This is a genomic window from Streptomyces sp. WP-1, assembly GCF_030450125.1.
Classification (GTDB): Bacteria; Actinomycetota; Actinomycetes; order Streptomycetales; family Streptomycetaceae; genus Streptomyces; species Streptomyces incarnatus.
On sequence record NZ_CP123923.1, the window covers coordinates 3,054,527 to 3,074,423 of the forward strand.

16 protein-coding genes and 1 pseudogene are annotated in these 19,897 nt (G+C 68.3%); 6 read left to right on the forward strand and 11 right to left on the reverse strand.

Features of this window, described 5'->3' with window-relative positions:
• Nucleotides 1-13: 13 nt before the first annotated feature.
• The 5 genes from QHG49_RS13000 to QHG49_RS13020 are packed head-to-tail and all read right to left on the reverse strand — an operon-like array spanning nucleotide 14 to nucleotide 5,532.
• Nucleotides 14-1,075: an ABC transporter ATP-binding protein gene (locus tag QHG49_RS13000; protein ID WP_145487128.1), complete on the reverse strand. Its 1,062-nt coding sequence runs from the start codon at nucleotides 1,073-1,075 to the stop codon at nucleotides 14-16.
• Nucleotides 1,059-2,042 (reverse strand): ABC transporter ATP-binding protein, encoded by a 984-nt coding sequence (locus QHG49_RS13005; RefSeq protein WP_145487127.1) that lies wholly within the window; start codon nucleotides 2,040-2,042, stop codon nucleotides 1,059-1,061. Before QHG49_RS13005 ends, QHG49_RS13000 begins: the two co-directional genes overlap by 17 nt.
• A gap of 7 nt (nucleotides 2,043-2,049) precedes the next feature.
• On the reverse strand, nucleotides 2,050-3,030 hold the full coding sequence (locus QHG49_RS13010) for an ABC transporter permease (protein ID WP_159704677.1): 981 nt from the start codon (nucleotides 3,028-3,030) through the stop codon (nucleotides 2,050-2,052).
• Nucleotides 3,023-3,946, reverse strand: a complete 924-nt coding sequence (locus QHG49_RS13015; protein WP_145487125.1) for an ABC transporter permease — start codon at nucleotides 3,944-3,946, stop codon at nucleotides 3,023-3,025. The genes QHG49_RS13010 and QHG49_RS13015 overlap by 8 nt, the downstream gene beginning before the upstream one ends.
• Before the next feature lie 5 nt (nucleotides 3,947-3,951).
• Nucleotides 3,952-5,532, reverse strand: coding sequence for an ABC transporter substrate-binding protein (locus QHG49_RS13020; protein WP_301489716.1), 1,581 nt, complete (start codon nucleotides 5,530-5,532; stop codon nucleotides 3,952-3,954).
• Nucleotides 5,533-6,045: 513 nt separating this feature from the next.
• Here QHG49_RS13020 and QHG49_RS13025 point away from each other — a divergent pair.
• The 5 genes from QHG49_RS13025 to QHG49_RS13045 all read left to right on the forward strand — a co-directional run bounded on the left by QHG49_RS13025 (nucleotide 6,046) and on the right by QHG49_RS13045 (nucleotide 12,146).
• Nucleotides 6,046-7,074: an ABC transporter permease gene (locus QHG49_RS13025; RefSeq protein ID WP_186337840.1), complete on the forward strand. Its 1,029-nt coding sequence runs from the start codon at nucleotides 6,046-6,048 to the stop codon at nucleotides 7,072-7,074.
• Between the two features lie 80 nt (nucleotides 7,075-7,154).
• Nucleotides 7,155-8,912, forward strand: coding sequence for an ABC transporter substrate-binding protein (locus tag QHG49_RS13030; protein WP_159704671.1), 1,758 nt, complete (start codon nucleotides 7,155-7,157; stop codon nucleotides 8,910-8,912).
• Nucleotides 8,913-9,011: 99 nt separating this feature from the next.
• A complete protein-coding gene (locus QHG49_RS13035) occupies nucleotides 9,012-9,992 on the forward strand; it encodes an ABC transporter permease (protein ID WP_085566382.1) in 981 nt (326 codons plus the stop codon).
• 47 nt (nucleotides 9,993-10,039) lie between these two features.
• The gene (locus QHG49_RS13040) at nucleotides 10,040-11,077 is read left to right on the forward strand and encodes an ABC transporter ATP-binding protein (protein WP_159704668.1); all 1,038 of its coding nucleotides are present in this window, start codon (nucleotides 10,040-10,042) and stop codon (nucleotides 11,075-11,077) included.
• Between the two features lie 25 nt (nucleotides 11,078-11,102).
• Complete coding sequence (locus QHG49_RS13045) at nucleotides 11,103-12,146, forward strand: ABC transporter ATP-binding protein (RefSeq protein WP_301489726.1); 1,044 nt, start codon at nucleotides 11,103-11,105, stop codon at nucleotides 12,144-12,146.
• Between the two features lie 144 nt (nucleotides 12,147-12,290).
• Here QHG49_RS13045 and QHG49_RS13050 read toward each other — a convergent pair.
• Nucleotides 12,291-12,705 (reverse strand): annotated as a pseudogene (locus QHG49_RS13050) (VOC family protein).
• 49 nt (nucleotides 12,706-12,754) lie between these two features.
• Here QHG49_RS13050 and QHG49_RS13055 point away from each other — a divergent pair.
• Nucleotides 12,755-13,498: a class I SAM-dependent methyltransferase gene (locus QHG49_RS13055; RefSeq protein WP_145487119.1), complete on the forward strand. Its 744-nt coding sequence runs from the start codon at nucleotides 12,755-12,757 to the stop codon at nucleotides 13,496-13,498.
• 35 nt (nucleotides 13,499-13,533) lie between these two features.
• Here QHG49_RS13055 and QHG49_RS13060 read toward each other — a convergent pair whose 3' ends face one another.
• The 5 genes from QHG49_RS13060 to QHG49_RS13080 all read right to left on the reverse strand — a co-directional run bounded on the left by QHG49_RS13060 (nucleotide 13,534) and on the right by QHG49_RS13080 (nucleotide 19,779).
• Nucleotides 13,534-14,673 carry an ABC transporter ATP-binding protein gene (locus tag QHG49_RS13060; protein ID WP_301489728.1) on the reverse strand — a complete coding sequence of 380 codons (1,140 nt, stop codon included), beginning with the start codon at nucleotides 14,671-14,673 and terminating at the stop codon, nucleotides 13,534-13,536.
• A gap of 12 nt (nucleotides 14,674-14,685) precedes the next feature.
• Nucleotides 14,686-15,708, reverse strand: a complete 1,023-nt coding sequence (locus tag QHG49_RS13065; RefSeq protein WP_301489730.1) for an ABC transporter ATP-binding protein — start codon at nucleotides 15,706-15,708, stop codon at nucleotides 14,686-14,688.
• A gap of 13 nt (nucleotides 15,709-15,721) precedes the next feature.
• Nucleotides 15,722-16,702 (reverse strand): ABC transporter permease, encoded by a 981-nt coding sequence (locus QHG49_RS13070; RefSeq protein ID WP_301489732.1) that lies wholly within the window; start codon nucleotides 16,700-16,702, stop codon nucleotides 15,722-15,724.
• An 85-nt stretch (nucleotides 16,703-16,787) separates the two neighbouring features.
• Nucleotides 16,788-18,596, reverse strand: coding sequence for an ABC transporter substrate-binding protein (locus QHG49_RS13075; RefSeq protein WP_301489734.1), 1,809 nt, complete (start codon nucleotides 18,594-18,596; stop codon nucleotides 16,788-16,790).
• A gap of 154 nt (nucleotides 18,597-18,750) precedes the next feature.
• Nucleotides 18,751-19,779, reverse strand: coding sequence for an ABC transporter permease (locus tag QHG49_RS13080; RefSeq protein WP_159704647.1), 1,029 nt, complete (start codon nucleotides 19,777-19,779; stop codon nucleotides 18,751-18,753).
• Nucleotides 19,780-19,897 lie beyond the last annotated feature (118 nt).

Consider the following 19,897-nt stretch of genomic DNA (forward strand, 5'->3'; position numbering starts at 1 on the left):
GGGGTGCATCACGTCACCCCGGCCCGTTGCCGTCCGCCGGGCCGGACTCCGGCGGCACCACCCGCTTCTCCTCGGCGAAGTGGCACGCCGAGGCATGGGCGGCCGGACCCTCCTCGAAGAAGGCCGGCACCGCGAGCGCGGGCACCTGGAGCGCGCACCGCTCCCGCGCCTTCCAGCACCGGGTGCGAAAGCGGCACCCGGAGGGGATGTCCGCCGGGGAGGGCACGTCCCCGCTGAGGATGATCCGCTCGCGCCTCTCCCGCGCCTCGGGGTCCGGGACGGGCACCGCGGACAGCAGCGCCTGGGTGTAGGGGTGCGTCGGATGCTCGTAGATCTCCGCGTCCCGCCCGGTCTCCACGATCCGGCCGAGGTACATGACGCCGACCCGGTCCGAGATGTGCCGCACGATCGACAGGTCGTGCGCGATGAAGACGTAGGAGAGCTCGAACTCCGCCTGCAGCCGGTCCAGCAGGTTGATCACCTGGGCCTGCACCGACACGTCGAGCGCGGACACCGGTTCGTCGGCGACGATGACCTCCGGGCGCAGCGCGAGCCCCCGCGCGATGCCGATGCGCTGGCGCTGGCCGCCGGAGAACTGGTGCGGATAGCGGTTGACGAAGTCCGGGTCGAGCCCCACCACGTCCAGCAGTTCCCGCACCCGGCGGCGCCGGTCGCCCTTGGGGGCCGCCTCGGGGTGGATCTCGTACGGCTCCCCCACGATGTCCCCCACCGTCATCCGGGGGTTGAGGGAGGTGTACGGGTCCTGGAAGACCATCTGGATGTTGCGGCGCACCGCCTTCAGGGCGCGCCCGGACAGCCGGGTGATGTCCTCGCCCTTGAACCGGACGGACCCGGCGCTCGGCCGCTCCAGGTTGCACAGCAGCCTGGCGACCGTCGACTTGCCGCAGCCCGACTCGCCGACGATGCCCAGGGTCTCGCCCCGGCCGAGGACGAAGTCGACGCCGTCGACCGCCCGGACCGCGCCGATCTGCTTCTTGAACAGGACGCCCCGGGTCAGCGGGTAGTGCTTGACGAGCCCGCTGACCTCCAGGACCGGTTCACCGCTCGTCGCCACCGAGGCACTCCCTCCAGAAGTGGCAGGCGCTGCCGCGGACTTCGGACACCTCGTACAGCGGGGGCACCTCGGCGCGGCAGACGCCCCGGGCCATCGGGCAGCGCGGATGGAAGGAGCAGCCTGGCGGCACCCGCGTCAGGTTCGGCGGCAGGCCCTTGATGGCGTACAGCTCCCGCCCCTTGAGGTCCAGGCGCGGGATGGAGTCGAGCAGGCCCCGGGTGTAGGGGTGGGCGGGCGCCTTGTAGATGTCGTGCACCGGCGCCGACTCCACGATCCGCCCGGCGTACATCACGGCGATCCGGTCGGCCACGTCCGCGACCACCCCGAGGTCGTGGGTGATGAGGACGAGCCCCATGCGGTACTCGCGCTGCAGTTCGGCGAGCAGATCCATGACCTGCGCCTGCACGGTGACGTCCAGGGCGGTGGTGGGTTCGTCGGCGATGACCAGGGCGGGTTCCAGGGCCAGCGCCATGGCGATCATGATCCGCTGGCGCATCCCGCCGGAGAACTGGTGGGGGTAGTCGCGCACCCGCTGGGCCGCGCCCGGGATGCGCACCCGGTCCATCAGCTCGACGGCCCTGGCCCGCGCGGCCTTGCGGGACATCCCCCGGTGCACCACGAACAGTTCGCCGAGCTGATCGCCCACGGAGAGCACCGGGTTGAGGGCCGACAGCGCGTCCTGGAAGATCATCGCCATCCGGGCGCCCCGCAGTTCCCGCCGGTCCTCCTCCTTCATCCGCAGCAGATCACGGCCCTGGAAGAGGATCTCGCCGCCGGTGATCCGCCCCGGCGGCATGTCGAGGATGCCCATCACGGCCTGCGCGGTCACCGACTTGCCCGACCCGGACTCGCCGAGCACGGCCAGTGTCTCCCCCTCGTCGACGGCGTACGACACCCCGTTCACGGCCCGGGCCACGCCGTCCCGGGTCCTGAACTCCACGTGCAGATCGCGGACTTCGAGCAGCATGGCGCCGTCACCTCAGCTTGGGGTCGAGGGCGTCGCGCACCGCGTCGCCGAGCATGATGAAGGCCAGGACGGTGACGGCGAGGGCGCCGGAGGGCCACAGCAGGGCGTGCGGGGCGTTGCGGATGTAGGGGGAGGCGGCGGAGATGTCGATGCCCCAGGAGACGCTGGGCGGTTTGAGGCCGACCCCCAGATAGGACAGGGTCGCCTCCAGGGAGATGTAGGTGCCGAGCGCGATGGTCGCCACCACGATCACCGGGGCGACGGCGTTCGGCGCGATGTGGCGCAGCAGGATGCGGGAGTCGGAGGCGCCGAGCGCGCGGGCCGCCTGGACGTAGTCGTGCTGGCGGGCGGTGATGACCGAGCCGCGCGCGATACGGGAGATCTGCGGCCAGCCGAGCAGCACCATGAAGCCGATCACCGGCCAGACCGTGTTGCTGGTGACCACGGACAGCAGCACGAGGCCGCCGAGGACGACGGGGACGGCGAAGAAGATGTCGGTGGTGCGGGACAGCAGCGCGTCCCACCATCCGCCGAAATAGCCCGCCAGACCGCCGAGGACGGACCCGAGGAGGGCGACCCCCAGGGTCGCCAGGACGCCGACCGTGACGGACGTACGGGCCCCGTAGACGGTGCGTGTGTACACGTTGCAGCCCTGCCCGTCGTACCCGAAGGGCGCGCCCGGCCCCGGGCCGTCCTGGGACTTGGCCAGGTCGCAGCTGAGCGGGCTGCCGGAGGCGATCGCCGAGGGCCACAGGGAGACGAACACCAGGAAGAGGATGACCAGGGCGGACAGCAGGAAGACGGGGTTGCGGCGCAGGTCCCGCCAGGCGTCCGACCACAGCGAGCGGGGCCGCCCCGCGGGCCCGCCGCCCGGCGGTGCGCCGGGGCCCTTCTCCAGGGTGGTGGCCTCGCTCGCGCCGAGGTCCATGGCGCCGCCCATGCCGGTCCCGGCGATGACGCCCTCGGGCTCGTAGGGCTGTTCAGGCATAGCGGATCCTCGGGTCGAGTACGGCGTACAGGAGGTCGACGAGGAGGTTGGCGAACAGGAAGACCAGCACGAGGACGGTCACGAAGCCGACGACCGTCTGGGTGTTCTGGCGCAGGATGCCCTGGTAGAGCTGGTAGCCGACGCCGTGGATGTTGAAGATCCGCTCGGTGACGATCGCGCCGCCCATCAGCGCCCCGATGTCGGTGCCGATGAAGGTGACCACCGGGATCAGCGAATTGCGCAGCAGATGCCGGGTGACGACGCGGCGCCGGGGCAGGCCCTTGGCGATCGCGGTGCGCACGTAGTCGGCGCGCTTGTTCTCCGCGATGGTGGTGCGGGTGAGCCGGGTGACGTAGGCGAGGGAGACGGAGGCGAGGACCAGTCCCGGCACGATCAGCTCGCCGAAGCCGGCGGCCGGTGAGACGGACGGTCTGATCCAGCCCCAGGAGACGCCGAGCAGCAGTTGCAGCAGCAGGCCGGTGACGAAGGTGGGCACGGAGATGACGACCAGGGTGGCCAGCAGCACCCCGGTGTCGACGGGGTGGCCGCGCCGCAGTCCGGTGACGACGCCGAGCGCGATGCCGATGACGATCTCGATGGCGATGGCCACGATCGTGAGCCGGACGGTGACCGGGAACGCGGCCGCCATCAGCTCGGTGACGGGCTGCCCGTTGAACGCCGTACCGAAGTTGCCGGTGAAGACGTTCCCCATATAGGTGGCGTACTGGCGCCACAGCGGCTGGTCGAGGCCGAACTCGCGTTTCAGCTGGGCGGCGGTCGCCGGGTCGCAGGCGCGCTCGCCGCACAGGCCCGCGATCGGATCGCCCATCACGTTCACCATGAGGAAGATCAGCAGGGTGGCCCCGATGAAGACCGGGATCATCTGGAGCAGTCGCCTCGCGACATAGCGGCCCACGCGGCTCAGCCGACCTTGATCTCGTTGTAGACCGGGACGCTGAACGGATTGAGCGTCACATGGGAGAGCCGGGCGGTGTAGCCGGCGCTGCCGTTCTGGTACCAGAGCGGGATGGCCGCCATGTTGTCGCGGACGACCTTCTCGGCCTCCTGGAACAGCCGCACGGAGGCCGCCCGGTCGGTCTCGGCGTTGGCCCGGTCCACGAGCCGGTCGAACTGCTTGTTCGACCACTTGCCGTCGTTGGAGGAGGCGTCGGTGTAGTAGAGCGGCTGGAGGAAGTTCTGGATCAAGGGGTAGTCCATCTGCCAGCCGGCCCGGAAGGGTCCGCTCATCCTGTGCTGCCCGATCTGGTTGCGGAAGTCGGCGAAGGTGCCGACCGGGTTGCCGACGCACGCCTTGTCGTCGCCGAGGGCGTTGTTGATGGAGTTGCACACGGCGTCCACCCACTGCTTGTGCGAGCCGGTGTCCGCGTTGTAGGTGATCTTCAGCCGGCCGCCGGGGATGCCGCCGCCCTCCCGGACGAGCCTGCGGGCGCCCGCCGGGTCGTAGGCGCAGGCGTGTCCGCACAGCCCGTCCTGGAAGCCGCCCGCCGTGCCGAGGACCGGCGAGGTCCAGTCGGTGGCCGGGGTGCGGGTGCGGCGGAAGATGGTCTCGGTGATCTGCGCCCGGTCGATCGCCATGGACAGCCCGGTGCGGACCTTGCGCGCCCCCGCGGTGTTCCACTTCGGGTCGTAGTAGGGGAAGGCCAGGGTCTGCAGGATGCCGGCCGGGGTGTTGATGTAGCGGCCGTCCAGGTCGGTGCGGACGTTCTTGAGCTGGGTCGCGGGCACGTCGTCGACGAGGTCGAGGTTGCCGGCCAGCACATCGGTGTACGCGGTGTTGCTGTCGGTGTAGACGAGCAGGGTCACGCCCTCGTTGCGGGCCGGGTCGGGGCCGGGGTACCCCTTCCACTTCTTCAGGGTCATCGCGGAGCCCTTGGTGTACGACGCGATCCGGTACGGCCCGTTGCCGACCGGCTTGCGCAGCCATCCGGCGTGGTCGGTGAAGAAGGCGCGCGGCAGGGGCGCGTAGGCGGCGTACCCGAGGGTGTCGGGGAAGCCCGCGAACTTCTGGTTCAGGCGGACGGTGAAGGTCCGCGGCCCGGTCACCCGGAGCCCGGACAGGGTGTCGGCGCGCTGCCGGCCGCTGTCGGGGTGGGCCTTGTCGTAGCCGTCGATGTAGCCGAAGAAGTACGCGTTCTTCTGGTTGTCGCGCAGGCTCGCGCCGTAGTTCCAGGCGTCCACGAAGGACCGGGCGGTGACCGGCTCCCCGTTGCTGAAGCGCCAGCCGTCCTTGACGGTGACGGTGAAGGTGCGCGAGTCGGTGGTGCTGATGCGCTCGGCGAGCATGTTCACGGCCCGGCCGGTGCGGGGGTCGTACTTCTTCAGGCCCCGGAAGACCATGTCCAGCACCTTGCCGCCCTGGACCTCGTTGGTGTTGGCCGGCTCCAGCGGGTTCTGCGGATCGCCCCAGGACGAGGTGAGCACTCCGGCCCCGCCGAAGCCTCCGCCACCACCGCATCCAGCCATCATCAGCGCGGCTGCCATAGCACAGGCGGCCCGTCCGACGCGCATCAGTCCCCGCATGGGCGCCTCCTCATGATGATCACCAGATTTATTACCCGGTAAATATCCGCACATACGACACATACCGCATGCGCATTACCGGATTGAGGGATCTTTAGAGGGACACGTCGGCCGAATGCAGGCACCTCGCCCCGGGCACCCGTTGATCTTGTGCCGCGCACGCAACGGATCTCCGCGTAACGTTGCCGAAACGTTGGATTCGGATCAGCCGATGTACGTATTTCGACACTCGACCGTCCGCATAACGGACTTCTTGCCCGATTAGTCCAATTGGTCCGATGTGAAGCACGGATTGATTACAGCGCGCTACCCGCGTAGCTACAGTTCGACCAAGTCGAGGCAAAGAAGGTAAAGACAACCCCAAGTCGGCCGAGAATTTATTGACCTTGAATGAATTGCGTTGAAAAAGTCCGGCGTAGCCCGTAGGGGAGCGCCCTGCGGAGTCATCAGACCCTCCCTTGGGCCAGGAGCACCATGACCTCCCCAACTCCATCCGCGGCCACCCCGCTTGAGGTGACCGACGAGACCGTCACGAAGTCGACCACTTCGAACGGTCCGAAGGGCAGTGAGAGCCGTTCCCCGGGCCGGCTCGCCTGGAAGCGTTTCAAGCGCGACAAGACGGGCGTCATATCCGCCTATGTCGTGATCTTCTTCTTCGTGATCGCGATAGCGGCGCCGTTGATCGCCAAGCTCTACGGCAAGAACCCGTACACGACGTACGCCAGCCAGGACCCGAGCCTGCTGGACGCGTTCGCGTACCCGTCCGGCCCGAACGGCGGCATGAGCTCGCAGTTCTGGTTCGGCATCGAGCCGCAGCTGGGCCGGGACGTCTTCACGTTCCTGCTGTACGGCATCCGGACGTCGCTGGGCATCGCCCTGGCCGCCACGGTCCTCACCGTGGTCGTCGGCGTCGTGGTCGGCATCACCGCCGGCTACCTGGGCGGCAAGACCGACTACATCGTCAGCCGGGTCATCGACATCCTGCTGTCGTTCCCGTCCACGCTGTTCTTCATCGCGTTCATGCCGGTCGTCTACGGCATCTTCGTCGCCCCCGACGACAACATCCCGACGTGGCTGCGCGCCACCGCTCTGATCACGGTACTGACCGCGTTCGGCTGGGCCACCATCGCGCGTCTGCTGCGCGGTCAGGTCCTCGGTCTGCGTGAGCGCGAGTTCGTGGAGGCGGCGAAGGTCACGGGCGCGTCTCCGATGCGCATCGTGTTCAAGGAGCTGCTGCCCAACCTGTGGACACCGATCATCATCCAGGGCACGCTGCTGCTCCCGACGCTCGTGACCGCGGAGGCAGGCCTGTCCTTCCTCGGCGTCGGCATCATCGACCCGACCCCGGACTGGGGCGTGATGATCGCTCGTGGGTCCACGTTCTACTCGCAGGACCTCACGTTCATGCTCTTCCCGGGCGTCTCGATGGTTCTCTTCGTGGTCGCCTTCAACCTGCTCGGTGACTCCGTGCGCGACGCGCTCGACCCCAAGTCCAAGCGGTAGCACTTCCTTCCACCCGGTCCGGCTCGATGACGTCCGGCTGGTCACGACCGCCCGAATCGACCCCTATAGGCAGGCTCAGCATGTCTTTTTCACGTAGAAACTTCCTGATCGCCACCGGTGTGGCCGCGGCCTCCACGACTGTGCTGAGCGCGTGCAGCAGCAGCGACAAGGGCTCGACCGACAACAGTGTCCCGTCGGTGAGCAAGGCCAAGACCATGAACATCCCGGTCGGCACCAAGGCCGACTCCACGGGTCCGGCCCCGGAGGTTCCCGGAGCGGTCAAGGGCGGGACGCTGTACTCGCTCGACCAGTTCGACATGGACCACCTGGACCCGGCGCAGGTCTACGTGGCGACCGAGGGTGCGATCACCCGCCCGATCCTGCGCGGTCTGACCGGCTACAAGGTGGACGAGAAGGGCGCCGCCACGCTCGTCGGTGACGTCGCCACGGACGCCGGCACCATGAAGAACGGCGGCAAGACCTGGTCGTTCACCATCAAGGACGGCATCAAGTGGGAGGACGGCTCCGACCTCTCCATGGACGACGTCCGCCACACGTTCGAGCGCCTCTTCGCGTCCTTCGTGACCGAGGGCCCGCGCTACGTGCAGCAGTGGCTGGTCGGCGGCGACAAGTACAAGGGCCCGTACGACGGCAAGCACCTCGACTCGCTCGAGGTCTCCGGCAACACCATCACCTTCAACCTCACCGAAGCCCGCACGGACTTCAACTACACGCTCGGCATGCCGGGCTACAGCCTGGTGAACAAGAAGAAGGACACCAAGGAGAAGTACGACAAGCAGCCGTTCGCGCTCGGTCCCTACCGGATCGGCAACCGTGACATCGGCAAGTCGCTGACGTACGTGCGCAACGAGCACTGGGACGCGAAGACGGACCCGATCCGCAACGCCTACCCGGACAAGTACGTCTTCCAGTTCGGCTTCGAGCTCGTCGCCTCCACCGACCGCTACATCGCGGACAAGGGCAACGACCAGTACGCGATGTCGATCTTCAACGAGGTCGCGCCCGAGCGCATAGCGCAGGTCATGACCAACGCCACGCTGAAGAAGCGCGTGCTGACCCAGGTCGACACGGTCACCTACTACTGGCCGATCAACACGACCCGGATCAAGGACGTCAAGGTCCGCCAGGCCATCAACTACGCGTGGCCGCACCAGCAGCTGCAGACGATCCGCGGTGGCGCGGCCAGCAGCGAGATCGCGACCACGATCCTCAGCCCGGTCACCCCCGGCTACACCAAGTTCGACCTCTACGGCACGGACAAGAAGCCCGGTGGCGACCCGGCCAAGGCGAAGGCCCTGCTGAAGGAGGCCGGCAAGGTCGGCCAGAAGCTGGTCATCGCGTACCAGGCCTCGGACAGCGCGGTCAAGAGCGCCGTCGCCATCAAGAACGCGCTGGAGGCGGCCGGCTTCCAGGTCGTCAACAAGCAGGTCGACAAGTCGACCTTCTACACCCAGATCGGCAAGATCGACAACACCTTCGACCTGTTCGCGGCCGGCTGGAGCCCGGACTGGCCGAACGGCTACTCCGTGTTCTACCCCTGCTGGGACGGCAAGAACATCGGTGACGGCCGCAGCAACTACGCCCAGCTCAACGACCCGGGCGTCAACAAGGCGATCGACGCCGCTGCGAAGATCACCGATGTCACGCAGGCCAACAAGGCCTGGGGTGAGGTCGACCGTCAGGTCATGGAGCTGGCCGCGGTGGTCCCGGACTACCACTCCATCCGCAACTGGATGCACGGCTCCAAGGTCGGCGGCGTCATCTACGACCCGGGCAACACCTGCGTCATGCTCACCAAGCTGTACGCGATGAAGTAACCGTGTAGTACCCACCGGGGGGCGGCCACGATCTGGCCGCCCCCCTACGGCCCACCCCCCTATCCCGGCGACGGCGCCCCGTCCGGAAAGTCACGCCCCATGCTCCGCTTCCTTGTCCGCCGAATCCTCGGCGCGCTGGTCATCCTGCTGGTCATCAGCGCCGTCACCTTCTGGCTCTTCTACGCCATTCCGCGTGACCCCGCCATGATGTCGTGCGGCAAGAACTGCACGCCCGACATGCTCAAGCAGGTCCGGCACAACCTGGGCATCGACCACCCGGTCCCGGTCCAGTACTGGTACTGGCTGAAGGGGATCTTCGTCGGCCGCAGCTACGGCGACTTCGGCAACTGCCCGGCGCCCTGCCTCGGTTACTCCTTCGCCAACCGCCAGCCCGTCCTCGGCACCATCCTGGACCGCCTGCCGCTGACGCTGTCGCTCGCCTTCGGCTCCGCCGTCGTCTTCATCATCTTCGGTGTCGGCGCGGGCATGATCGCCGCCGTCAAGCAGGGCAAGTGGCAGGACAAGGTCGCCAGCTCCGGCTCGCTGATCGCCTCCTCGCTGCAGATCTACTTCGTCGGTTACCTCGCGATGTACCTCCTCGTCGCGAAGCTCGGCATCCTCGACAACCCGTCGTACACCCCGATCACCGACAACCCGGCCGAGTGGGCCTCCGGCCTGCTGCTGCCGTGGCTGGTGCTCGCGCTGATCTGGACCGCCAACTACACGCGTATGTCGCGCTCCCAGCTGGTGGAGACACTGACCGAGGACTACGTGCGCACGGCCCGCGCCAAGGGCCTGTCCCGCCGCAAGGTCTTCTTCCGGTTCGCCTGGCGCGGCGCGATGGGTCCGATCGTCACCATCTTCGGCATCGACCTCGCCACGCTCATCGGCGGCGCGATCATCACCGAGTCCGTCTTCAGCCTCCAGGGTGTCGGCCGGCTCGCGCTGGACGCCGTCAACAAGAGCGACCTGCCCATGGTCCTGGGCGTGACCCTCCTCTCGGCCGGCGCGATCGTGATCTTCAACATCATCGTGGACGCCGTCTACGCCCTTATCGACCCGCGGATCCGGCTCGCCTGACCTCCGCCCCATTCCCGACCCCTCGCATCACCCCCAGGAGCGTCCCCGTGACGAGCACCGATCAGCAGCCGTTCCTCTCGATCAAGGACCTAAAGGTCCACTTCTCGACCGAGGACGGCATCGTCAAGGCCGTCGACGGTCTCAGCTTCGACCTGGCCAAGGGTCAGACGCTCGGCATCGTGGGCGAGTCGGGCTCCGGCAAGTCGGTCACCAACCTGACCATCCTCGGCCTGCACGACCCGGCCCGTACGTCGATCGAGGGCGAGATCCTCCTCGACGGCCAGGAGCTGCTCACCGCCTCCGAGCGTGAGATGGAGCGGCTGCGCGGCAACAAGATGTCCATGATCTTCCAGGACGCGCTGGCCTCGCTGTCGCCGTACCACACGGTCGGCATCCAGATCGCCGAGACCTACCGCAAGCACACGGGCTGCGGCAAGGCCGAGGCCCGCAAGCGCGCCATCGAGATGCTGCGCCGGGTCGGGATCCCGCAGCCGGACATGCGGGTGGACGACTACCCGCACCAGTTCTCCGGCGGTATGCGCCAGCGCGCGATGATCGCCATGGCGCTGGTCTGCGACCCCGAGCTGCTGATCGCCGACGAGCCGACCACGGCCCTCGACGTGACCGTGCAGGCGCAGATCATGGACCTGCTCAAGGACCTCCAGCAGGAGTTCGGCACCGCGATCATCTTCATCACCCACGACCTGGGTGTGATCGCCGACATCGCCGACGACGTGCTGGTGATGTACGGCGGCCGGTGTGTGGAGCGCGGCACCAAGGTGGAGGTCCTGCGGGACCCGCAGCACCCCTACACGCTGGGCCTGCTGAACTCGATGCCGAGCCTGACCGGTCCGGTCGACGTGCCGCTGACGCCGATCCCGGGTGCGCCGCCGTCGCTGCTCAACCCGCCGTCCGGCTGCCGCTTCCACCCGCGCTGCGCCTTCGCCGAGAAGGTCTCGGGCGGCAGGTGCGCAAGCGAGCGCCCTCTGCTGGAGATCGTGGACGGCCGGGGTACGGCCTGCCACCTCACCACCGAGCAGAAGCAGGAACTCTTCGCCGACTTCGCCGCGACCCGGCAACACTGACGGACGCAGACGGGACTTCACGATCATGAGCAACACGAACCCCCTCCTGGACGTCTCCGGGCTGACGAAGCACTTCCCCATCAAGGGCGGCTTCCCGATCCGGCGGACCGTCGGTGCGGTGCAGGCCGTGGACGGGCTGGACTTCCAGGTCTCCGCGGGCGAGAGCCTGGGCCTCGTCGGCGAGTCGGGCTGCGGCAAGTCCACCACGGGCCGGCTGATCACCCGGCTCATGGAGCCGACCGCCGGCACGATCAAGTACCAGGGCCAGGACATCACGCACGCGGGCCGCAAGCAGCTGGCTCCGATCCGGTCCGAGATCCAGATGATCTTCCAGGACCCGTACGCCTCGCTGAACCCGCGGCAGACGGTCGGCAAGATCATCTCCGGGCCGATGGAGATCAACGGCGTCAACCCGCCGGGCGGGCGCGAGAACCGCGTGCGCGAACTCCTGGAGATCGTCGGCCTCAACCCCGAGCACTTCAACCGCTTCCCGCACGAGTTCTCCGGCGGTCAGCGCCAGCGCATCGGTGTCGCCCGCGCGCTGGCCCTGGAGCCGAAGCTGATCGTGGCCGACGAGCCGGTCTCCGCGCTGGACGTCTCCATCCAGGCGCAGGTCGTCAACCTGCTGCAGAAGGTGCAGCAGGAGCTGGGCATCGCGTTCGTCTTCATCGCCCACGACCTCGCGATCGTGCGGCACTTCTCGCAGCGCGTCGCGGTGATGTACCTCGGCAAGATCATGGAGATCGCCGACCGCGAGGACCTGTACGACAACCCGCGTCACCCCTACACCCGGGCGCTGCTGTCCGCGGTGCCCGAGGCGACGGTGGACGAGGAGCCGCGCGAGCGCATCCGCCTGGTCGGCGACGTGCCCTCGCCGATCAACCCGCCGTCGGGCTGCCGTTTCCGCACCCGCTGCTGGAAGGCGACGGAGAAGTGCGCGACGGAGGCCCCGCCGCTGGTCCAGGTCGAGGGCAACAAGCCCGGCCACCTCACGGCGTGCCACTACCCTGAGACGCAGGAGACCGTCCCGGCTCCGCGCCTTTCCAAGGACCCCGAGGCAGCGGCCTGACACACCCCTTTCCGTCGGCCGCTCCCTTGCCGGAACGGACTTCACCGGCCCATTGACCCGAGCCACCTGACGTCCGCTCCACGGGAAATGAAGGCCCGCGTCTCCCCAAGACGCGGGCCTTCGCCGTACCCGGACCCGTGCCGCTCACCCTGCGACGGCCTCGGCCTCGAACCCGTCCGCGTCCTCCAGACAGACGGCGTAGTGCCCGGCCCCGCAGACGTAGGGATGCCGCTCGGGAGACAGCAGCCTCCAGCCGTGCGCGGGCGCCTCCTCGGCGAGCGCGTCGACGGCTCCCCTCCCCGGCGCCCGGAAGGCCGGATGATCGAGCCCCGGGCGCATCCGGTCGTGCCCGGCACCGGACCGCAGCGCGGGCGACCGCTCGACCACCAGACAGATCTCCCCCGGCCGCCGGCTCCGCCCCGCGGGCCATTCCTTGGTACGGCTCCCACCCGAGGGAGCCCAGCAGCCACCCCCAGGAGAGGACCGCCCGGTCCAGGTCCGGTACCCACAGCTCGACGTGATGCAGCACGGCCCAACTCCTCTTTCCCGCACGGCACATCGTCACAAATTGGCGTGTGCCGTTCAGAAACGTGTGGCACACTGCCGCGGTGGTGGATCACTCGTTCGCCGATCTCTCGCTCGCCGCGTTGTACGACAGCCTCAACCCCTGGGGGCCGGGCGACGAGTTCTGTCTGGGGCTCGTGCGGCGGGCGGGTGATGTGCTCGATGTCGGGTGCGGGACCGGGCAGTTGCTGCGCCGGGCCCGGGCCGAGGGGCATCGGGGGCGGCTGATGGGGCTGGACCCGGCCGCCGCCATGCTCGTACAGGCGCGCGCGGCCAGGCGGGACATCGAGTGGGTGCTCGGGGACACCCGGGTGCGCCGCTGGGACCCGGAGTTCGACCTCGTCGTGATGACCGGGCACGCCTTCCAGGCGCTGGTCGGGGACGAGGAGATCCGGGGCTGCCTGCGGGCCGTACGCGAGGCCCTGCGCCCCGGCGGGCGGTTCGTGTTCGAGGTCAGGAACCCGGCCGCGCGCGCGTGGGAGCGCTGGACCCCCGACCGGGCGCACCAGGCCGTCACCGCCGACGGAACCCCCGTACGGGTCACCCACCAGGTGCTGGACGGCGGTCCGCGGAACGGCCGGGTGCGCTTCACGGAGACGTACGCCAGCGACCGCTGGCCCGCCCCCCTCGTCAGCCACAGCGTGCTGCGCTTCCTGGACCCCGGCCTGCTCGCCGGCTTCCTCTCGGCGGCGGGGCTCACGGTCGTGGAGCAGTACGGCGACTGGGACGGCCGGCCGCCGGCGCCCGCCGCCCCCGAGATCATCACCGTGGCGACGCCCACCGCCTGAGCACCGGCATCACGCGGCGGGCACAACCGCGGTCGTCACGCCCGCCCCTCCCCCTCGTCGGACGCCCCCTCCTCCAGCGCCGCCAGCGCCGGGTCCAGCACGATGTCCTCCTCGCGACCCTCGATCGTCGGCTCCTCCGGGAAGTGGCACGCCGTCAGGTGCCCCTCGTGGTTGCCGGAGATCCGCACCAGCGGCGGTTCCTCCGTCGCGCACCTGTCCTGGGCCTTCCAGCAGCGGGTGCGGAAGCGGCAGCCCGACGGCGGGGAGATCGGCGAGGGCACGTCACCGGCGAGCCGGATGCGCTCCCTGCCGCCCGACGCCTCGTCCGTGAGGTCGACCTCGGGGACCGCGGACAGCAGGGCGTGCGTGTAGGGGTGGCGCGGCCGGGTGTAGATGGAGTCGCGGTCGCCCACCTCGATGATCTTGCCGAGGTACATCACCGCGACCCGCTGCGAGAAGTGCCGTACCACCGCGAGGTCGTGGGCGATGAAGAGGAACGCGATGCCCAGGTCGTTCTGCACCTGCTGGAGCAGGTTGACGACCTGCGCCTGGATGGAGACGTCCAGCGCGGAGACCGGCTCGTCGGCCACGATCAGCTTGGGCTCCAGGGCCAACGCCCTTGCCACGCCGATGCGTTGGCGCTGACCGCCGGAGAACTCGTGCGGGAAGCGGTTGTAGTGCTCGGGGTTGAGCCCCACGATCTCCAGGAGTTCGCGCACCCGCTTCTCCCGGCCGCCCGGCGGGTTGACGCCGTTGATCTCCATCGGCCCGGAGATGATGGTGCCGACCGTCTGCCGCGGGTTCAGCGACGAGTACGGGTCCTGGAAGATCATCTGGATCTCGGAGCGGATCGGCGCCAGCTGCCTCCGCGAGGCGTGGCTGATGTCCCGGCCGCGATAGGTGACGGTCCCGGCGGTCGGCTCCATGAGCCGGGTGATCAGCCGGCCCGTGGTGGACTTGCCGCAGCCCGACTCCCCGACGAGCCCGAAGCTCTCGCCGGTGTGCACGGTCAGGTCGATGCCGTCCACGGCCTGCACCTGCCCGATGGTGCGGCGGATCGGGAAGCCGCCCTTGACCGGGAAGTGCTTGGTCAGTCCCGCGACCTCCAGCAGCCGCTCCCCGTCCGTACCGGGGCCCTGCGCGCGCTGGGCCGGGAGGACCAGGTCCTCTGTCATGACAGTGTCCTCCTAGCCCAGGCGGGGCTTGATCTCCTCGATGAAGATGGTGCGCTTCTGGTCCGCGGTCAGATGGCAGGCGGCCGCCCGGTCGGTGGCGAGCGGCGGGCGTTCGGTCGTACAGCGGCCCGCCGGCGCCACCCGGTCCCGGAAGGCGCAGCGTGGATGGAAACGGCAGCCGGACGGCGGGTTGAGCAGGGAGGGCGGAGCGCCCGGGATCGGGGACAGCCGCGCGCCGGTGTCGGAGTCCAGGCGCGGCATGGAGTTCAGCAGGCCCCAGGTGTACGGGTGCCGGGGCGAGCGCAGCACCTGTTCGGTGGTGCCCCGCTCGACCGCGCTGCCCGCGTACATCACCATGATGTCGTCGGCCATGTCGGCGATCACCCCCAAGTCGTGGGTGATGAAGATGATGCCCGATCCGAACTCCTGTTGCAGGTCCTTCAACAGGTCGAGAATCTGCGCCTGCACGGTCACGTCGAGCGCGGTGGTCGGTTCGTCCGCGATGAGCAGGTCGGGATCGCAGATCAGGGCCATGGCGATCATGGCGCGCTGGCGCATGCCGCCGGAGAACTGGTGCGGGTAGTCCTTGGCCCGCTGGCGGGGGTGGGGGATGCCGACCTTGCCGAGCATCTCGACGGCGCGTTCCCAGGCGTCCTTCTTGGAGGCGCCGTTGTGCTTCATGTACGGCTCGGCGATCTGCCGGCCGACGGTGTAGTACGGGGAGAGCGCGGTCAGCGGGTCCTGGAAGATCATGGCGACCTTGTTGCCGCGCAGCTTCTCCAGTTCCGGCTCGCGAGCGGTGGTCAGCTCCTGCCCGTCCAGCAGGATCTCGCCCTCGACGGTGGTGAACATCGGGTTGTGCAGGCCGAGGACGGTCAGGTTCGTCACCGACTTGCCCGAGCCGGACTCGCCCACGATGCCGAGCGTCCGGCCCCGCTCCAGGTCGAAGGAGAGCCGGTCCACGGCCTGGACGACGCCGTCCTCGGTCTTGAAGCTGACATGCAGGTCCCGCACGGACAGGAGAGGTGTGCTCATGGGTGTCTCTCCTCTAGGACAGCCGCACGCGCGGATCGATGAAGGCGTACGTGGCGTCGACGACGATGTTGAAGACCAGGATCATGGTGGCGGCGAACAGCATCACCCCGAGCAGCAGCGGCAGGTCGCTGAAGAACACGGACTGCACGGCGAGTTGGCCGAGGCCCGGCAGTCCGAAGGTGTACTCGGTGATGATGGCGCCGCCGAGCAGGGAGCCGAGGTCGATGCCGAAGATGGTGACGATCGGGATCAGCGAACCGCGCCAGGCGTAGCGGAAGAAGACATAGCGCCGGGACATGCCCTTGGCGCGGGCGGTGCGGACGTGTTCCTCCTGGAGCTGCTCGATCATCGCGGAGCGCGCCATACGGGTGTACTGCGCGGCGAAGATCGTGGAGAGCACCACCCAGGGGATGATCAGCCCGGTGAACCAGCTCAGCGGGTCGCCGGTGAAGTCGTTGTAGGCGGGCTTGTCGAACCAGTGGGTCTGGTAGACGAGGATCGCGAGGGCGAGCGGGCCGAGGAAGTAGATCTGCAGAGCGCTGATCACCATGGCGCCGCCGGTGGCCATCTTGTCGATCAGGGTGCCGCGCCGCCAGGCCGCGAGGAGGCCGGTGCCGAGGCCGACGACCAGGAAGCAGACGGCCGCACCCAGGGTGAGCGAGACGGTGGTGGGCAGCCGGTCCATCAGGGTGGACCAGACCGGGTCGTTGGTGTGGTACGAGTACCCGAAACAGGGGGCGGGGCACGGCCCTTGGGCGAACTGGTCGCTGCCCATGACGAGGTTGTGCAGGAAGATCCAGTACTGCTCGGTGATGGGTCTGTCCAGGCCGAGCACATGGTGGATGTTCGCGATGCTGTCCGGGTTGCAGGTCTTGCCGCACATCAGCAGCGCCGGGTCCCGGGGCACCCCGAAGAACAGCACGAACGTGACGATGCTCAGCAGAAACAGGATGACGACGGCACCGATGATCCGGCGGACGAGGAAGCGCAGCATGAGGGGGCAGCTCTCAGACGTCGGCGGTCCGGGCGGTGCCCGGCGCGCCCCTCGGTGAGACGCGCCGGGTACCGGCGGAGGACGGTTACTTGATGTAGAGGCGACGCGGGTCGACGCCGCCGATCACGTCGTCGTAGACGAGGCCGCCGACCTTGGAGCCGGCGATCTGGGTCTGCTTGTAGTAGGCGGTCGGGACCTCGTTGACCACCTTCGTCAGGAGGTACTTGTCGAGCTTCTCCCACTCGGCCGCGGACTTGACCGGGTCGGTGATGGTGTTGATGCGGTCGATCTCGCTGTTCACGTGCGGGTCGTTGATCTGCGAGTAGTTCTGCGCGCCGTCGGCGATCTGCCGGCCGTCGTACAGCGGGGGCAGGACCGTGGAGGCGGACGGCCAGTCGGCGCCCCAGGCGGTGTGGAAGATGTCGTAGGTGTTGTTCAGCTTGGAGACCTGGTCGTAGAACGTCTCGGAGGGGATCTCCTGGCGCTGGACGTCGAAGCCGGCCTTCTTCAGGCCCGCCGCCATGGCGGTGGAGTACTGCTGGCCCTCGGGGGTGTTGATGTAGCCGAAGGTCAGCTTCATGTTGAGCTTGCCGGCCGCCTTGAGCAGGGCGTGCGCCTTGGCGGGGTCGCCCGCGGGCTTCTTCTTCTTGCCGTACGGATCGAAGCCCGGGTCGTAGCCGCTGACGGTCGGGCTGATCAGGCCGCCGGCGACCTCCATCGCGTCGGTGCCGCCGTAGGCGCGGACGAAGGGGGTGATCGGCAGGGCGTAGGCGATGGCCTGGCGGACCCGGATGTCCTTCATCTCGGGCTTGCTCATGTTGATGTTCATCTGGCCCACGTACGGCTGGTAGCCGGAGACCACCCGGGACTTGAGCTTCGGGTCCCGCAGCACCTCGGACAGGTTGCCCGCGTCGACCTGGTTGTTCCAGCTGATGCCGGTCCGGTCGGGGCCGCTGTCGGCGAGCAGCGCCTTGGTGGACGCCTCGTACTGCTGGTTGAAGGTGATGTTGAACCGGTCCACGTACTGGTGGCGGATCGGGTCCGTCTTCGGGTCCCAGTTGGTGTTCTTGACCAGCACCATCGACTTGCCGGACTTGAACGACTCGATCTTGTACGGTCCGCTGGTGACCGGGTTCTTGTCGTACTTCTCCTTGGTGTCGCCCTTGGCGGAGACGACGGAGTAGCCGGCCATGGCGAGCGCGTACGGCAGGTCCGGGTGCGGCTTCTGGAAGTGGAAGACGACGGTCTTGTCGTCGGGCGTGGACAGGATGCTGTCGGGCAGGTGCTTGCCCTGGTAGGGGCCGTCGGGCAGCAGCTTGCGGTAGCTGGTGCCGCTGGTGTTCGCGAGCCACTGCTGGATGTAGCTCGGGCCCTGGTTGATGAACGGCGCGAAGAGCCGCTCGAAGGTCTGCCGGACGTCCTTGGCCGTGATCGGCGTGCCGTCGGCGAACTTGATGCCGTCCTTGAGCGTGTACTTCCAGGTCTTGCCGCCGTCGGTGGTGGTGCCGGAGTCGGTGGCGAGGTCGCCGACCACCTCGTGCTGCTTGCCGTCGTCACTGGTCGCCTTGTAGCCGGTGAGGCCGCGGTGGATCAGCTGGGCGACCGTCATCTCGTCGTTGACGTAGATCTGCGCGGGGTCCAGGTGCGCGTAGCTGTCGCGCTGGAGGACCTCCATGCTGCCGCCGTTCCTGGCGCCGGGCACGGCCGCCGCGGGCCCGGTGGAGTCGGCCGCGTCGCCGAACTTGATGGAGGCCTGCTGGCGTTGCGCGTTCTGCTCGTCCTGCTTCTTGTTGTCGCCCGCGTCGCTGCCGCCCTTGCTGCAACCGGTGAGCACAAGAGCTCCGGCCGCGAGCACGGAGAGTGCGCCGTATGCGTGGCGTCCGCCCCTACTCATCACGAGGATTCCCACCCATCTGTGTGTCATCAGTGCGTTCCATGTCTCACCGGTACGAAAAGGACTCTGATGCGGTACGAGGAGTACTGAAGTGCCGTGCGATACGCAGGAGTTGCCGAACGGGCCCGTCTCCCGCCGGCGGTTTCGGCAGGGGTCAGCGCGCGGTCTTGGGGTCGAACGCGTCGCGGACCGAGTCGCCGAGCAGATTGAAGGCGACGACGAAGATGATCATCGAGATGCCCGGGAAGAACATGTAGGTGATGTCGTTCTGCATCACCAGTTCGGTGGACGCCTTGGAGAACATCTGCCCCCAGTCCGGCGTCGGTTCGACGATGCCCACGCCCAGGTACGACAGACCGGCCTCGGCGGTCACGAAGTTGGGCAGCAGATACGTCGACTGCACCAGCAGCGGGGTGACGATGTTCGGCAGGATCTCCTTGCGGATGATCCGCCAGGGCGAGGCCCCGCTGACCTTGGCCGCCTCGATGAACTCCCGCTCGCGCAGGGCGAGTGCGGTGCCGCGCAGGATGCGGCCGAGACCCATCCAGCCCAGGAACCACTGGACGATGATCAGGGCGACCACCCGCACATAGGTCGGCGTCTCGTCGCGCGGGCTGACGAACAGGGAGACCACGACCGGCATGCTCGCGATGAAGAACAGCTGCGCGGGGAAGGCGAGCAGGAAGTCGATGACCCGGCCGATGAAGTAGTCGGTACGGCCGCCGAGATAGCCGGCCGCGACACCGAGCAGAATGCCGGTCACGACGACCGCGACGGTGACGGCGACCGAGATCATCAGCGAGGTGCGGATGCCGTAGATGAGCTTGGTGAAGACGTCGTAGCCGTTGCCGGGTTCGAGCCCGAACCAGAACTGGCCGCTGATGCCGCCGTTGGGATGCACCGGCACCCCGGCGCTGTCGAAGAGTTCCGGGCGTTCGTCCGCGTAGACCGTGTACGGGTTCTTTCCGTACACCTTCGCGATCAGCGGCGCCAGCAGCCCGATCAGGAAGAAGAAGCCCACCACGTAGGCCGATATCACTCCGGTGCGGTCACGCTTGAAGCGCGTCCACATCAGCCGGCCGGGGGACCGGCCCGGCAGCGCGGCCTCGACCGTCGCCTTCGGCCCTGGTTCGCCGGAGACGACCGTGGTTCCGCCGCCCCCCATGTCGATAGGACTTGTCACGGTTCGTCCGTTTCACAGATATGGGTGTGAGTGGTGCCCGGGTACTCCGAGGACGCGCGAACGCACAGGCGGACGCGCGTAGTCACAGGACCTGGTCACACGACGGGAAGCGAAGAAC